This window comes from Qipengyuania sp. GPGPB31 (genome assembly GCF_038396345.1).
Taxonomy (GTDB): Bacteria; Pseudomonadota; Alphaproteobacteria; order Sphingomonadales; family Sphingomonadaceae; genus Qipengyuania; species Qipengyuania citrea.
On the sequence record NZ_CP149572.1, the window covers coordinates 2,377,554 to 2,392,540 of the forward strand.

The following is a 14,987-nucleotide window of genomic DNA, read 5'->3' on the forward strand; positions in this document are numbered from 1 at the left end:
CGGCGCTAGCCGCGGGCTGCGCGCTGTTCGGCGAAGATCCCCCAGGCGGCGAGGAACAGCCCGCAGACCAGCGGCCCGACCACGATCCCCGACAGGCCGATCAGCGCGATACCGCCCAGCGTGGTGACAAGGATCAACCAGTCGGGAATGCCGGTGTCGCGTCCGACGAGGATCGGGCGCAGGATGTTGTCGATCATGCCGATCAGCGCGACCCCCGAGACGATAACCACCACGCCCTGCCAGATCGCGCCGGTCGCCAGCAGGTAGATCGCGGCGGGCACCCATACGATCGCCGGGCCGAGCGCGGGAAGCAGCGAGGCGATTGCCATAACCACGCCGAGCAGCAGGACCGATGGGATCCCCACGATCCAGAATGTCAGCGCGCCGAGGGCGCCCTGGACAAGCCCGACGACGACCGATCCCTTGATCGTCGCGCGCACGATGACGAGAAAGCGTTCTGCGAGCCGGTCGGCGACGCCGCGTTCCATCGGCAGCGCGGCGAGGATCGTCTCGCCGATCGCCCGCCCGTCTCGCAGCAGGAAGAAGCCAACATAGAGCGCGATCGCGAAACCGATCGCGAAACCGAAAACGCTGCCCCCGATTGCGAGGGCCTGCGCCGCGATGATGCCGAGGCTGGCCTGGACAAAGGCGGTCGCGCGTGCCTGGACAGCGCCTAGGTCGCCCAGTCCGGCGCGCGCCAGCGAGGCCTGCATATTGGCCGGGAGCGCGTCGAACACCTCTTCGAAATAGAGCGCCACATCGATATCGCCATCGCGCAAGGCGACGAACAGCCCCGCCGCTTCGTCGACCACCGCGCTGCCGATCCACAGCGCGGGCAGGACGACGGCGAACAGGATCACCACCAGGCTCGCCAGCGCAGCCTGGCTATCCTTGTCGGGCCGCTTTGCAAGGAACCAGCGGTAGAGCGGCTGGAACATGATCGCTGCCAGCGCCGCCCACAGCAGTGAACGGGCAAAGGGCAGCACGATCGCGATCAGCGCGGCCGACACGAGCGCGAGGAAGAGCAGGAACCCCCCTGCTCGAGCGATCCGGTCGGACGCCCCCCGCCCATCTGGATCAGACGTCCAGATTGGCGACGTTCAGGGCATTGTCCTGGATGAATTCACGGCGCGGTTCGACCACGTCGCCCATCAGGCGGGTGAAGATCTCGTCGGTCACGTCGGCATCCTCGACCTTGACCTGCAACAGCGCGCGATTGTCCGGATCGAGCGTGGTCTCCCACAATTGCTCGGCGTTCATTTCGCCAAGACCCTTGTAGCGCTGGATCTTCTGACCCTTGCGCCCCGCGGCCAACACTGCGTCGAGCAGCTGCGTCGGCAGGGTAATCGCGTCATTGTCAAAGATCGGTGCGGCCTCTTCGCTGTCGCTGTCGCTGTCGCTGTCCGCCTCTTCCGGCTCCGCCGCACCGCTGCGGACGAGCCGCATGGGGGCGGTGTAGACATCGGCGAATTCCTGCGCGACGCGGTTGAGCTTGCGGGCTTCGGCGCTGTCGAGGAAGGCCGGATCGATTTCGTGGACATCGGTCACGCCGCGCCACACGCGGAACAGGCGGACCTTGCCGTCGTCCCCGGTTTCGGCGCGCCAGCGCGCTTCGGGATCGCCCATCTGCAGATGCGCGGCTGCACGGTCGAGCGCGGCGCCGCGATCGCCCGACGGATCGAGCGCGCCGGCCAGCGCCATCGCCTCGATCAGGTCGGTGTTGTACTTGCGCGGGACGAAAGCCAGCAGGTTGCGGATGCGCAAGCCATGCGCGACCAGCGCTTCAAGCTCGCCGCCGCCGCGCACCGCGCCGCCGCCTTGCGTTTCGAGCACGCGCGCATCGAGGCCCTGCGCGATCAGGTAGCGATCGAAGGCCGGCTGGTCCTTGAGATAGACTTCGCTCTTCCCGCGCGAGACCTTGTACAGCGGCGGCTGTGCGATGAAGAGGTGCCCGGCCTTGACGATCTCGGGCATCTGCCGGTGGAAGAAGGTGAGCAGCAGGGTGCGGATATGCGCGCCGTCGACATCGGCGTCGGTCATGATCACGATCTTGTGATAGCGCAGCTTCTCGAGATCGAATTCGTCGCGCAGCCCGGTGCCCATCGCCTGGATCAGCGTGCCCACTTCCTTCGAGGAAATGATCCGGTCGAAGCGCGCACGCTCGACGTTGAGGATCTTGCCCTTGAGCGGCAGGATCGCCTGTGTCTTGCGGTCGCGGCCCTGCTTGGCGCTGCCCCCTGCCGAATCGCCCTCGACCAGGAAGAGTTCGCAATTCGCGGGGTTGCGGTCCTGGCAGTCGGCCAGCTTGCCCGGCAGCGAGGCGATGCTCATCGCGCCCTTGCGGCTCATTTCACGCGCGCGGCGCGCGGCTTCGCGGGCGGCGGCGGCGTCGATGACCTTCTGGATGATCGCTTTGGCTTCGGCGGGGTTTTCCTCCAGCCATTCGCTCATCTTCTCGCCCATCAGGCTTTCCAGCGGCGAACGCACTTCGGAACTGACCAGCTTGTCCTTGGTCTGCGAGGAGAACTTGGGGTCGGGCAGCTTGACCGAAACGATCGCGGTCAGGCCTTCGCGCATGTCTTCGCCCGACAGCGAGACCTTCTCCTTCTTCAGCATCCCGCTGGCGCTGGCGTAATTGTTCAGCGTGCGCGTCAGCGCGGTGCGGAACGCGGCGAGGTGCGTGCCGCCGTCGCGCTGCGGGATGTTGTTGGTGAAGGTGAGGACGTTCTCGTAATAGCTGTCGTTCCACTCGAGCGAGACGTCGATGCCGATGCCGTCCTTTTCCGCGCTCACCGCGATCGGTTCGGCGACCAGCGGCTGCTTGTTGCGGTCGAGATATTTAACGAAGGCCGCGATCCCGCCCTCGTAATAGAGGTCGTGCTCGAGCATTTCCTCGTGGCGCTTGTCGCGCAGCAGGATCCGCACGCCCGAATTGAGGAAGGCCAGTTCGCGATAACGGTGCTCGAGCTTGTCGAAATCGAACTCGATCACGTTCTTGAAAGTGTCTTCCGACGCCTTGAAGGTGACACGCGTGCCCTTCTTGAACCCGTTCTCGTCGGGGTTCTGTTCGACCTTCGGCGCATCGCCGACGACACGCAGGCTTGCGACCGCATCGCCATGCTCGAAGCGCATCCAGTGTTCCTTGCCGTCGCGCCAGATCGTCAGTTCGAGCCATTCGGACAGCGCGTTGACCACCGATACGCCGACACCGTGCAGGCCGCCCGACACCTTGTAGGCATTGTCGTCGCTGGTGTTCTCGAACTTACCGCCCGCGTGAAGCTGGGTCATGATAACCTCGGCCGCGGACACGCCTTCGCCCTTGTGCATGTCGACCGGGATGCCGCGGCCATTGTCTTCGACCGAGACCGAGCCATCGGCATTGAGTTCGATCAGGACGAGGTCGCAATGCCCCGCCAGCGCCTCGTCGATGGCGTTGTCCGACACCTCGAACACCATGTGGTGCAGGCCCGATCCATCGTCGGTATCGCCGATATACATGCCGGGCCGCTTGCGGACCGCGTCGAGGCCCTTGAGCACCTTGATCGAATCTGCGCCGTAGCCGGGTTTTTTCGGCGCTTCGGCGCCCGTCATTTCAGGGGTTTCATCCATAGTGATCATATAGGCGGTAGCGGGCGGATTGCCAAAGTTTCGGCAGCGATTTTACCCACAGTTTGCCGCGCACCCGGTTTCGTCTGCAACCGGTTGATTTACCGGCGGGGAAAGCGCATCTCGCGGCCATGCTTTCGGTGCTCGACATCTTCCGGATCGGGATCGGCCCGTCCTCCTCGCACACGGTCGGGCCGATGCGCATCGCGCGCACTTTCGTGCGGGCGCTGGCCAAGGCCGGCAAGCTGGAGCGCACTGCCCGGATTGCGGTCGAACTGCAGGGATCGCTGGCGCTTACCGGAGTGGGGCACGGCACCGTCGATGCCAGCATTCTGGGGCTGATCGGCTTCGCGCCCGACACGACCTGCCCCGACGAGGCCGCTGCCGCGCTGGAACGCGTGCGCACGCACGGCCGGTTGATGCTGGGCGGCAGGCAGGACATCGCGTTCGATCCCGCTACGGATATCGATCTCGCGGGGCATGTCATTCCGGACTTGCATCCTAACGGCATGCAGCTGGAGGCGTTCGATGCCGACGGCGCGCCACTGTCGCGGCGGACCTATTATTCGACCGGTGGCGGCTTCGTCGCTTCCGAAGCGCAGCTCCGCCGCAAGCCGAAGGACGACCGGATCAACACGGGCACACGGGTGCCGCACGATTTCGGCTCGGCCGAAGAGCTGCTGGCCGAATGCGCGCGGACTGATCTTTCGATCGCCGAGCTGATCCTCGCCAATGAGGATGCCTTCCGCCCGCGCGAGCGGACTCTCGAAGGGCTCGACCGGATCGCTGCCGCGATGGACCAGTGCGTCGATCGCGGCCTGCACCAGCGGGGCATCCTTCCCGGCGGTCTCAAGGTGGCGCGGCGGGCACCCGATCTGTGGGACAAGCTGTCGGCCAATCCGCAATCGAACGAGCGCGAGCAATTGTTCGACTGGCTCAATTGCTACGCCATGGCAGTGAACGAGGAAAACGCCGCGGGCGGGCGCGTCGTCACCGCGCCGACCAATGGCGCCGCGGGGATCATCCCCGCGGTGATCCGCTTCTACTGCGTCACCGCGGAAGACGATGCCTGCGGCGAAAGCCGCCGGACCTTCCTGCTGACCGCGGGCGCGATCGGCCTGCTCTACAAGCAGCGCGCCAGCATTTCGGGCGCCGAAATGGGCTGCCAGGGCGAAGTCGGCGTGGCGTGCTCGATGGCGGCGGGCGGGCTCGCCGCGCTGTGGGGCGCATCGCCGGCGCAGGTCGCCAGTGCGGCGGAAATCGGCATGGAGCACAATCTCGGACTGACCTGCGATCCCGTCGGCGGGCTGGTCCAGGTCCCGTGCATCGAGCGCAATGCCATCGGTGCGGTCAAGGCGGTCAACGCCGCGCGGCTGGCGCTGCACCGGCCCGAAACCGATGCGCGCGTCAGCCTCGACCAGGTGATCGAGACGATGCGCCAGACCGGGCTCGACATGTCGAGCAAGTACAAGGAAACCAGCCAGGGCGGGCTGGCGGTCAATGTGATCGAATGCTGATGCTGCTGGCCGTGGTGCTGGTGGTGTCGGGCGCGCTGGTCGCCGGCGCCGCCTGGGGCATCTACGGCAAGCTGCCCGAACGGCTCGAAGGCTTTATGGTCGCGCTGGCCGGCGGTGCGCTGCTGTTGTCGGTCACCACCGAACTGATCGAACCCTCGATCGAGACGGCAAGCGTGTTCCATGCCATGCTCGGGGTTGTCGCCGGGGCCGTCGTATTCGCCTTCGCCGACTATCTGATCGACGAGAGATGGGGCCCCGACGATGGCGGGGGCCTGCTGGCGGCGATCACGCTCGACGGGATCCCCGAGAACCTCGCGCTCGGTGTCGCGCTGATCGGCGTGGGCGGGGCCGAAGTTGCCGCGCTGGCGGGCTCCATCCTGCTGTCCAACCTGCCCGAAGCCGCCAGCGGTGCGCGCGCGATGGTGTCGGGCAGGCATGGCCGGGGCAAGGTCATGCTGCTGTGGTTGGGAACCGCGATCCTGCTGTCGCTGGCCGCGATTGTCGGCAATCTGGCGCTTGCAGGCGTGGGCGAGGATGCCCTTGCGGTCATTCGCTGCTTCGCCGCCGGCGCGGTGGTCGCCAGCCTCGCGACCGAGGTCTTCCCGCAGGCCTTCCGCGAGGATCGGCACTGGGCGGGCATCGCCACGGCGCTGGGCGTCATCCTCGCCTTTTCGCTCGGCAGCCTCACGGGCGGCTAGACAGCCGCGCGCGCGGCGATAGGGTGCCGCGCATGGGAGAGACACAAGATGGCGCGCTGGCCGCGCCTTTCGGCAGCTTTGCGCAAATCATCGGCAGCAATGCAGCGGCGCTGGGCGACCAGATCGCCTTGCGCGACGATACCGGCGAGCTGAGCTGGGCCGCACTGGGGGACCGGGTCGAACGGCTGGCAGCACGGCTGGTGGCCGACGGGCTGGAACGCGGGCAATCGGTCGCGATCCTCGGCTATTCCTCGATTCCCTATGCGGTGGTGTTCCTGGCGGCGGTGCGCGCCGGCGGCGTGGCCGCGCCGCTGACCACCAGCGCAAGCGCCGCGCAGCTTGCCGGGATGGCGCGCGATTCGGGCGCGGCGCATATCTTCATCGACCGGGCCAAGCTGGCCGAACTGGGCGAAGACAGTTTCCCCGGGATGCGCCGCATCGTGCTCGACGAAGAACTCGACGCGTGGATGGCCCCCGCCGGTACGCAGGCTCCCGCTTGCGATCCGCAGCCCGGCGATCCGTTCAACATCATCTATTCCTCGGGCACGACGGGTACGCCCAAGGGCATCGTCCATTCGCACCAGATGCGCTGGCGCCAGTTCGCGGCGACCGCGGCCAGCTGGCGCGAGAACGGCCTGCCCGCACGGACGCTGGCCTCGACGCCGCTCTATTCGAACACCACGATGGTGGCCTTCCTGCCCGCGCTGCTGGCAGGCGGGACGGTGCGCGTCATGCGCAAGTTCGACGTGCTGCGCTGGCTCGAATGGGCGCAGGACGACCGCACCACCGTCACCATGCTGGTGCCGGTGCAATACCGCCGGCTGATGCAGGAACCGCGCTTCGACGAATTCGACCTGTCCGCGCTGCAGTTGAAATACTGCACCTCGGCGCCGTTCCCGGCGGACCTCAAGCGCGAGGTTCTGGCGCGGATGCCCGGCGCGCTGATCGAGATCTATTCGATGACCGAAGGCGGTGTGGTCTGCCTGCTCGAAGCGCACAAGTTTCCCGACAAGCTGCATACGGTCGGACGCCCGGCGCCGGGCAGCGAGCTCCGCGTGCTCGACGATGACGACAGGCCGGTGGCGGCGGGCGAAGCGGGCAATCTGATCGGGCGCAGCCAGACCATGATGGCCGGCTACAAGAACCAGCCCGACAAGACGCGCGAAGGCTATTGGACCGACCCGGAAACCGGCGAGACCTGGCAGCGGATGGGCGATATCGGCCGCGTCGATGCCGACGGTTTCGTCGAACTGGTCGGCCGCGCGAAGGACATGATCATTTCGGGCGGGTTCAATATTTTCCCCGTCGATCTCGAGGACGAACTGGCGAAGGAACCCGACGTGGTGGAAGCCGCGGTGATCGGCATGCCGAGCGAACGCTGGGGCGAAACGCCGGTCGGCTTCGTCACGCTGACGCCGCAGGCGCGCGGCTGCGAGGCGATTCGCGAAGCGGTCAATGCGCGGCTGGGCAAGACCCAGCGGCTGGCGCAGCTGCATGCGATCGACGAAATGCCCCGCAGCCATATCGGCAAACTGCTCAAGACCGATCTGCGCGAGGAAGCCGCACGGCGCGGTGCGCCCGGCTAAGCGGCGCCCGGTCCCTTTGCTGCGGCGGGGCGCAGCGTTTCGAGACGCGGCACCGACTTCTTGGGGGAGGGAGAGGAATGTCGGCGGCCGCGTCTCTACTCGCTGCCATATCGCCTCGCCGGTGCGGGGGGCCTGGAAGGCCGGCCGCGGGTGGCGAGGAAGGCCAGAAGCAGCGGTTGCTTGGGGGACCGCTGCAACTGTAACTCGTCCGGGACGGGAGTGTCAGGGGTCACCGTCCGGCTGTGAGGCTGGTAATAATCGTGCGCGGCTGCGAACGAAAGTGAGAAAACGTTGAAACATGTTGCGAATTGCGCAACGCAATTCGCCAACTGTCTCATTGCAAAAATATACGAGCTCGGCCCCTGAGTGCGATGCGCGCTGCCTTCCGGGCATGAGAAACCCGGTGCCGCCGGGCGGGCGACACCGGGTCTTCATCCAGCGGCTGGCTCAGCGTGCGCTGGCGAGCGTGGCGGTGGTCTTCTGGCGGATCATCTGCTGTGCCGAAGCAACCAGCGAGGCCTTGCAGCGACGATCGTAGGAGAAAGCGTTCACGGACAGCGCTTCGGGGTGCGTGCAGGCGGCTTGCGCTGCGGCATCGACGCGGTCGCGCAGTTCGGCGAGCTGCGAGGGGTCGCGCAGGTCGAGGTCATTGAAATCGACCGCGATGCTGACTTCGGTGCGCTTCGACAGCGCCTGTGCGGGGGCACCCAGCAGGGCGGTAGCAGCGAGGCCGGCGGCGAGAAGGTTGATACTTTTCACGAGCGTCTCCTGTTGAAGGTATTGTCGCTCTTCAAACATCCTGTGGTTTGTTCTCGTGTGTCGTTGTGCGCCGCACCATTTCTCTTCGCAAGTGCAAAATACGCAGGATAGTGTTGAAAGCGATGCACCTGTGCATCGGCCGGTGGCCGTCTGCGATGCTCCGCAGGCGAATGCTGGACAGGCGGCGCACGCTGGCCTTAACGGGAACGCCATGCAGGCAGAACACCTCCCCGATTCCATCCTGATCGTCGATTTCGGCAGCCAGGTCACCCAGCTCATCGCGCGCCGCGTGCGCGAGGCAGGGGTCTATTCCGAAATCGCGCCCTTCACCCAGGCGGAAGAGGCGTTCGAGCGGCTCAAGCCCAAGGGCATCATCCTGTCGGGCTCGCCCGCCAGCGTATGCGACGAAGGCAGCCCCCGCGCCCCGCAGGTGCTGTTCGACAGCGGCCTGCCGATCCTCGGCATCTGCTATGGCCAGCAGGTCATGACCCAGCAGCTTGGCGGCGAGGTCCGTCCCGGGCACGAGACCGGCGAGGGCGGTGAATTCGGCCGCGCCTATCTGACCGTGACCGAACAATGCGCATTGTTCGATGGCATGTGGCAGAACGGCGAACGCCACCAGGTGTGGATGAGCCATGGCGACAAGGTCACCCAGTTCGCGCCCGGCTTCCGGATCGTCGCCACCAGCGATGGCGCGCCCTTCGCCGTGATCGCCGATGAAAAGCGCAAGTATTACGGCACCCAGTTCCACCCCGAAGTGGCGCATACGCCCGATGGCGGCAAGCTGCTGGCCAATTTCGTGCGCCATGTCTGCGGGCTCGCCGGCGACTGGACCATGGCCGAGTTCCGCAAAACCAAGATCGCGGAAATCCGCGAACAGGTCGGCGACGGCAAGGTGATCTGCGGCCTGTCGGGCGGGGTCGATTCGGCAGTGGCCGCGGTCCTCATCCACGAAGCCATCGGCGACCAGCTGACCTGCGTCTTCGTCGATCACGGGCTGATGCGGATGAACGAGGCCGAACAGGTCGTGACGCTGTTCCGCGACCATTACAATATCCCGCTTGTGCATGTGAATGCGGAGGAGCGGTTCCTCGGCGGTCTGGCGGGCCAGACCGATCCGGAAAAGAAGCGCAAGTTCATCGGCGGCGCGTTCATCGACCTGTTCGAGGCGGAAGCGAAGAAGATCGGCGGGGCCGATTTCCTCGCGCAGGGCACGCTTTATCCCGATGTCATCGAAAGCGTCAGTTTCACCGGCGGGCCCTCGGTCACGATCAAGAGCCACCACAATGTCGGCGGCCTGCCCGAACGCATGAACATGAAGCTGGTCGAACCCTTGCGCGAACTGTTCAAGGACGAGGTGCGCGAACTGGGCCGCGAATTGGGCCTGCCCGAGATTTTCGTCGGGCGGCATCCCTTCCCCGGCCCGGGCCTTGCGATCCGCATTCCCGGCGAAGTCACCAAGGAGCGCTGCGACATCCTGCGCAAGGCCGATGCGATCTATCTCGAGGAAATCCGCAACGCCGGGCTCTACGATGCGATCTGGCAGGCCTTCGCGGTGCTGCTGCCGGTCAAGACCGTTGGCGTGATGGGCGATAGCCGCACCTATGACAGCGTCTGCGGCCTGCGCGCGGTGACCAGCACCGATGGCATGACGGCCGATGTCTATCCCTTCGACAGCGCCTTCCTCAGCCGGGTGGCCACGCGTATCATCAACGAAGTGCAGGGCATCAACCGCGTGGTCTACGACTACACGTCGAAGCCCCCCGGTACGATCGAGTGGGAATAGCCTCCCTGCAGGCCGGGCCCCGGCCTGCGCAGCCGCGACGTTTCGGGCCCGGCGCGATCGTGCTGCTGGCCGGCATCGCGATCCTCGCCTTTGCGGGCAATTCGGTAATTGCACGCTATGCGCTCGCCGCCGGCGGGATCGACGCCGCAACCTTCTCACTCGTGCGGCTGGGCGCCGGCGCGATCGTGCTGGCGCCGCTATTGCTGCGCGGCACCGGCCGCTGGAGCCTGTCGGGCGGAATCAGCCTGTTCGTTTACGTGGCGATGTTCTCCTTCGCCTATGTCGATCTGCCGACCGCCACCGGCGCGCTGATCCTGTTCACCGTGGTGCAGGCGACCGTCGTACTGGCGGGCATGCTGCGCGGCGAACCGATGCGGCTGCTGGGCTGGGCTGGGCTGCTGCTGTCGCTCGGGGGGCTCGCCGTGCTGCTGGTCCCGCAGGTCGAAAGTGGCCGGGTGCTGCCGACCGTATTCATGGCAATCTCGGGCATGGCCTGGGGCGCCTATACGATGATCGGCCGCGCGGTTGCCGTGGGTGCGGGTGTCCATACCGCGCGCAGCTTCGCCATCGGCGCAGTGCTGGCGTTACCGTTGCTTGCCTTTGCCGGCAGCATGCCCAGCGCCACCGGGGCGCTGCTGGCCGTCCTCTCGGGCGCGCTCACCTCGGGTCTCGGCTATGTCGTGTGGAACCGCGTGTCGCCCTCGCTCGGGCTCGCAACGCTGGCGACCGTCCAACTGGCGACACCGCTGGTCGCCGCCATGGGCGGGGCGGCGCTGCTCGGCGAACTGGTCACGCTCGAATTGCTCGTGGCCGGCGCGTTGATCCTGTCCGGCATCGCCATGACGCTGAAACGGTGAGCCGCTGAGCGATGGAACTGCCGCTCGGCCCCGATCCGCGCACGGCAACCATCCGCCGCCTGCAGGCGCTGCTGGTCCAGCGGTTCGGCCATATCGAGCGCGCGGCGGCCGAATGGCGCCTGCCCGAATGGGTGCTGGTGCAGGGCGTGATCGGGGCGCGGACCAAGTCCGAAATCTCGAACGCCGCAACCGATCGCTTGCTTCGCCGCTGGGGCTGCTGGGAGGCGGTGGCCACCGCGCCGCTGGCCGATGTGCAGGCCGAGCTGGCGACGCAGACCTATCCCAATGTCGCTGCGGAGCGATTGCAGGCGAGCCTGGCCGCGCTCATCGACCTTCGCGGCGGCGTCGATCTGGCGCATTTGGCCGACATGGGCACCGAAGCGGCGATGGACTGGCTCGAACAGCTGCCCGGCGTGGGCCGCAAGATCGCCGCCGGGGTGATGAATGCCAGCACGCTCGACCGCCGCGCGATCGTGCTCGACGGACACCACACGCGCATTCTCCAGCGCATGGGGCTGGTGCCGCCCAAGGCGAGCACGGCGCGGGCTTTCGCCGCGATCATGCCGGCGATGCCGGCCGATTGGTCGGGGGCGGAATATGATGAGCATCACCTGCTGATGAAGAAGCTCGGCCAGACCTGGTGCCGCCCGGCGGCGCCCGCCTGCCCCGAATGCCCGGCGCAGGCGCTGTGCGAAACAGGGCGGCACCGCGCCTGATTGCAGCGCGCGCCCGCTTGCGCCACAAGCGCTGCGCATGAAACGTCTCGGCTCGATCCTCCTGTGGTCCGCGATCGCGGCTGCGTTCATCGGTCCCGGCACGGTGACCGTCGCGGCCAGTACGGGCGCCTCGCTTGGTCCGGCGCTGCTGTGGGCCATCCTGTTCTCAGGCATTGCTACCTTCACGCTGCAGGAATTCGCCGGACGGCTCGCGGTGACCACAGGCGACGATCTGGCGACGGTGTTGCAGCGCCGCTACCCGACCGGTTTCGCGCGGCTGGCGACGGTGACGCTGGTCGGCGGCGCGATCCTGCTCGGCTGCGCGGCCTATGAAGCCGGGAATATCCTCGGCGGGGCAGCGGGGGCGATGCTGGCGCTCGACGCGCCGCGCGGCGCGGTGACGCTGGGCCTCGCGCTCGCTGCAGGCGCGCTGCTGCTGGCGGGTTCGCCGCAATTCGTGGCGCGCCTGATGGCCGCATTCGTAGCTCTGATGGGGGCGGGTTTCCTGCTCGTCGCAGTGTCGCTGGCCCCGGCCATCGGACCCTTGGTCGGCGGCCTGGTGCCGGAACCGGGTTTCGCCGACGACCCCGCTGCGCTGCTGGCAGTGCTCGCGCTCGTCGGGACGACTGTCGTCCCCTACAACCTGTTCCTGGGCGCGGCGCTCGCGCGCGGCCAGGGGCTGGGCGACATGCGCTTCGGCCTGGCAGTCGCAGTGGCGATCGGGGTACTCATCACCGCTGCCGTGCTGGTCGTGGGCACGGCGCTCGTTGGCGAATTCTCTTTCCCGGCGCTGGGCGACGTGCTGGCCGACCGGCTGGGCCCGTGGGCGCGGACCGGCGTGGGCATCGGCTTGCTTGCCGCGGGCGTATCCTCTGCGGTGACGGCGCCGCTGGCCGCGGCGCTGACCGCGCGCGGCCTGTTCGGCGCACGCGGTGATCAGCAGTGGCAGGCGGACGGCTGGCGCTTCCGCGCGGTATGGGCGGGCATCTTGCTCGTGGGGCTCGGTTTGGGGCTAGCCGACATCCGCCCGGCCCCCGCGATCCTCGCGGCGCAGGCGTTCAATGGCGCACTGCTTCCGCTGGTGGCGTTGTTCCTGCTGGCGGCGATGAACGACGCGGCCGCACTGGGCGGGCATGCCAACGGCCTGCTCGCCAATGCGTTCGGGATGCTGGTCGTCGGGGTGGCGACCATGCTCGGACTGACCGCGCTGACCCGCGCGGCGGGCACGCTGTTCGGGTTCGGCCTGCCCGCGCCGGGGATCATCCTGCCGGCCTTCGCCGTCATCGGCGTGTTTGCCGCGCGCGCGGTCACCCGGCGCGAGATGCGGTGAAGGAAGTGCTGGCCCCGGACGAGGTGGCGCAAGTCTATCGCCGTCTCAGCCGTGCCATGCCGGGGCGCACCCCCGGCGCGAAAGGCCCCAAGGGGCAGCCCGACGCGTTCCGGTCGTGTGTCTCCTGCATGCTGTCGGCCCAGTCGCGCGATCGCAACACCGCCGCCGCCACGCGCGCGCTCTTCGCGCTTGCCAGGACCCCGCAAGCGATGCTCGCGCTGGACGATGAAACGATCGCCCGCGCGATCAAGCCCTGCGGGCTCTACAATATGAAGACCCGCAATATCCGCGCCTTCTGCACTGCGCTGCTGGCCGAGCATGGCGGTGCGGTGCCCGACACGCGCGAGGGGCTGATGGCGCTGCCGGGGATCGGGCGCAAATGTGCGGACATCGTGCTGAGCTTTACCTTCGGGCGGGACGTGATCGCAGTCGACACCCATGTCCACCGCGTGTGCAACCGCATCGGCCTCGCTCAGGCACGGGCGGCGGACAAGACAGCGGCGCAGCTCGAGGAACGCTCGCCGGGATGGGCGCTGCGCGACGGGCACTTCTGGCTGATCCAGTTGGGCAAGCGCATCTGCACGGCCCGCGCGCCCAAATGCGAGCGGTGCCCGGTGGCCGACCTGTGCCTCTTCTACCGCGCTACGCGGGGAAGCTGACGCCGGTCATCTCTTCGGACTTGGTCCACAGCTTCCCGGCGAGGTTCTCGTCGCGGATATGCGGGTAATAGCCGCCCGCGCGCGGTTTCTCGGGATCGGCGGCAACCGCCACCTCGCAATCCTCGCAATAGACGCCGCCCTTGCCTTCGAGCAGCGGCGAAACCGCGCACCACACGGTGGTCGCGGCGCCTTCCTCGGTCGATTTGAAGGCCTCGTGGACGTTGCCGTCCTCGTCGTACCAGCCCATCGCGCGCTGTTCTTCCATCGTCAGGTGCCGCTGGAGCGGCGTAGCGATACCGCCCGGGTGCACCGCGAAGGCGCGCACGCCCCGGCTTTCGCCGAGCTTGTCGAGTTGCAGCGCGAACAGGGCATTGGCCGACTTGGCCTGTCCGTAAGCAAGCCACTTGTCGTAGTCGCGGCGCTCGAAATTGGGATCGTCGAGATCGAGCCCGTGGAGCCGGTGCCCGATCGAGGACAACGCCACGACGCGGGCCCCGCCGCCGGTCAGCAGCAGCGGCCACAGCCGTGCGGTCAGCTGGAAATGGCCCAGGTGATTGGTGGCGAACTGCATTTCATAGCCGCGCGCGTCGCGACCAAGCGGGCTGGCCATGATTGCGGCATTGTTGATCAGGATGTCGATCGTGTCGGTGCGGCCCGCGACCGCTTCGGCGAAGGCATCGATCGAAGCCGGATCGGCCAAGTCGAGCGGAAGGATCGCGATATCGCTGTCCAGCGCGTCGAGCACGTCATGCGCCTGGCCGGTCCGCCGCGCGCCGACGATGACCTGCGCACCGGCCGCGGCAATCGCGCGGACGGTTTCGGTGCCGATCCCCGAATAGCCGCCGGTTACGACGACGCAGCGGCCCGACAGGTCTATCCCGTCGATGACTTCCCCGGCAGTCGAGCGATATCCGAAGGGCGAATTGACCGGTTCCTGGTGGCTGGGCATGGCTGTGTCCTCTCCTCTGCCCAACTATGCGTTGCCCGCATTGCCATGGCCAGCCCCCAATTCAGCGGCCGGCGCGCAGCGGGGCCGGTTGCGGCTCAGCCTTCTGTGTCGGGCATTGTATAGGGCACGAAATCGTCCAGCATCAGCACATCGGACAGAAAGCCCACTGTTCGGTCGACCAGATGGACCTGGTCGCTGCGGCACAGCCGCGATCCGCTGAACCGCTTGATCACCATGATGTCGCTGTCGTCGATGCTTTGCGGGTTGCGCGTGTAGTTGACCCAGACCGTATCGCCCGAGCGATAGGTCAGCGCGGTGCCGTCGATCTGCTTGAGGCTGCGGCTGCCGGTGGTGCTGATGCAGTTCTGCGGTTCGCCGGCAATGCGGCCGTCGAGCAGCTTGGCGAGCTTCGCTTCGCCGCGAGTGGGTTCGGCTTCGTCCGCCTGGGCGGGAACGGCCATCAGGCCGGCAGCGACAGCGGCGAAAATCAGTGGCTTGAGCATGACAGGTCTCCTCAGGAAAGG

The 14,987-nt window shown here is 67.2% G+C and carries 13 protein-coding genes; 8 read left to right on the forward strand and 5 right to left on the reverse strand.

Annotated elements, in window-relative coordinates; all coding sequences use genetic code 11:
* Positions 1-5 precede the first annotated feature (5 nt).
* Both WKH79_RS11945 and gyrB read right to left on the reverse strand, forming a co-directional pair.
* Complete coding sequence (locus WKH79_RS11945; RefSeq protein WP_341860124.1) at positions 6-1,091, reverse strand: AI-2E family transporter; 1,086 nt, start codon at positions 1,089-1,091, stop codon at positions 6-8.
* Complete coding sequence (gyrB, locus tag WKH79_RS11950; protein ID WP_341860125.1) at positions 1,078-3,591, reverse strand: DNA topoisomerase (ATP-hydrolyzing) subunit B; 2,514 nt, start codon at positions 3,589-3,591, stop codon at positions 1,078-1,080. The genes WKH79_RS11945 and gyrB overlap by 14 nt, the downstream gene beginning before the upstream one ends.
* Before the next feature lie 146 nt (positions 3,592-3,737).
* On the opposite strand from gyrB, the gene WKH79_RS11955 reads away from it, so the two are divergent.
* From WKH79_RS11955 to WKH79_RS11965, 3 genes are read left to right on the forward strand one after another with little or no spacing between them, the layout of a single operon-like run.
* A complete protein-coding gene (locus tag WKH79_RS11955; protein ID WP_230832110.1) occupies positions 3,738-5,123 on the forward strand; it encodes an L-serine ammonia-lyase in 1,386 nt (461 codons plus the stop codon).
* Positions 5,117-5,821 (forward strand): zinc transporter, encoded by a 705-nt coding sequence (locus WKH79_RS11960; protein WP_341859003.1) that lies wholly within the window; start codon positions 5,117-5,119, stop codon positions 5,819-5,821. The genes WKH79_RS11955 and WKH79_RS11960 overlap by 7 nt, the downstream gene beginning before the upstream one ends.
* Positions 5,822-5,853: 32 nt before the next feature.
* On the forward strand, positions 5,854-7,407 hold the full coding sequence (locus WKH79_RS11965; protein ID WP_341859004.1) for a class I adenylate-forming enzyme family protein: 1,554 nt from the start codon (positions 5,854-5,856) through the stop codon (positions 7,405-7,407).
* A 447-nt stretch (positions 7,408-7,854) separates the two neighbouring features.
* Here WKH79_RS11965 and WKH79_RS11970 read toward each other — a convergent pair whose 3' ends face one another.
* Complete coding sequence (locus WKH79_RS11970) at positions 7,855-8,166, reverse strand: UrcA family protein (protein WP_341859005.1); 312 nt, start codon at positions 8,164-8,166, stop codon at positions 7,855-7,857.
* Positions 8,167-8,377: 211 nt separating this feature from the next.
* Between WKH79_RS11970 and guaA the strand changes: the two genes are divergently transcribed.
* From guaA to nth, 5 genes are read left to right on the forward strand one after another with little or no spacing between them, the layout of a single operon-like run.
* Positions 8,378-9,952: a glutamine-hydrolyzing GMP synthase gene (gene guaA, locus WKH79_RS11975; protein ID WP_050601835.1), complete on the forward strand. Its 1,575-nt coding sequence runs from the start codon at positions 8,378-8,380 to the stop codon at positions 9,950-9,952.
* 59 nt (positions 9,953-10,011) lie between these two features.
* Positions 10,012-10,809: an EamA family transporter gene (locus WKH79_RS11980; protein ID WP_341859006.1), complete on the forward strand. Its 798-nt coding sequence runs from the start codon at positions 10,012-10,014 to the stop codon at positions 10,807-10,809.
* An 11-nt stretch (positions 10,810-10,820) separates the two neighbouring features.
* Positions 10,821-11,525 (forward strand): endonuclease III, encoded by a 705-nt coding sequence (locus WKH79_RS11985; RefSeq protein ID WP_341859007.1) that lies wholly within the window; start codon positions 10,821-10,823, stop codon positions 11,523-11,525.
* 37 nt (positions 11,526-11,562) lie between these two features.
* Entirely contained in the window at positions 11,563-12,855 is a 1,293-nt protein-coding gene (locus WKH79_RS11990; RefSeq protein ID WP_341859008.1) for a divalent metal cation transporter, read from the forward strand.
* Positions 12,852-13,514, forward strand: coding sequence for an endonuclease III (nth, locus tag WKH79_RS11995; protein ID WP_341859009.1), 663 nt, complete (start codon positions 12,852-12,854; stop codon positions 13,512-13,514). Before WKH79_RS11990 ends, nth begins: the two co-directional genes overlap by 4 nt.
* Here nth and WKH79_RS12000 read toward each other — a convergent pair.
* Both WKH79_RS12000 and WKH79_RS12005 read right to left on the reverse strand, forming a co-directional pair.
* Positions 13,498-14,463: an oxidoreductase gene (locus tag WKH79_RS12000; RefSeq protein WP_341859010.1), complete on the reverse strand. Its 966-nt coding sequence runs from the start codon at positions 14,461-14,463 to the stop codon at positions 13,498-13,500. The two genes, nth and WKH79_RS12000, sit on opposite strands and share 17 nt — an antisense overlap.
* A 95-nt stretch (positions 14,464-14,558) precedes the next feature.
* Positions 14,559-14,966 (reverse strand): hypothetical protein, encoded by a 408-nt coding sequence (locus tag WKH79_RS12005; protein ID WP_341859011.1) that lies wholly within the window; start codon positions 14,964-14,966, stop codon positions 14,559-14,561.
* Positions 14,967-14,987 lie beyond the last annotated feature (21 nt).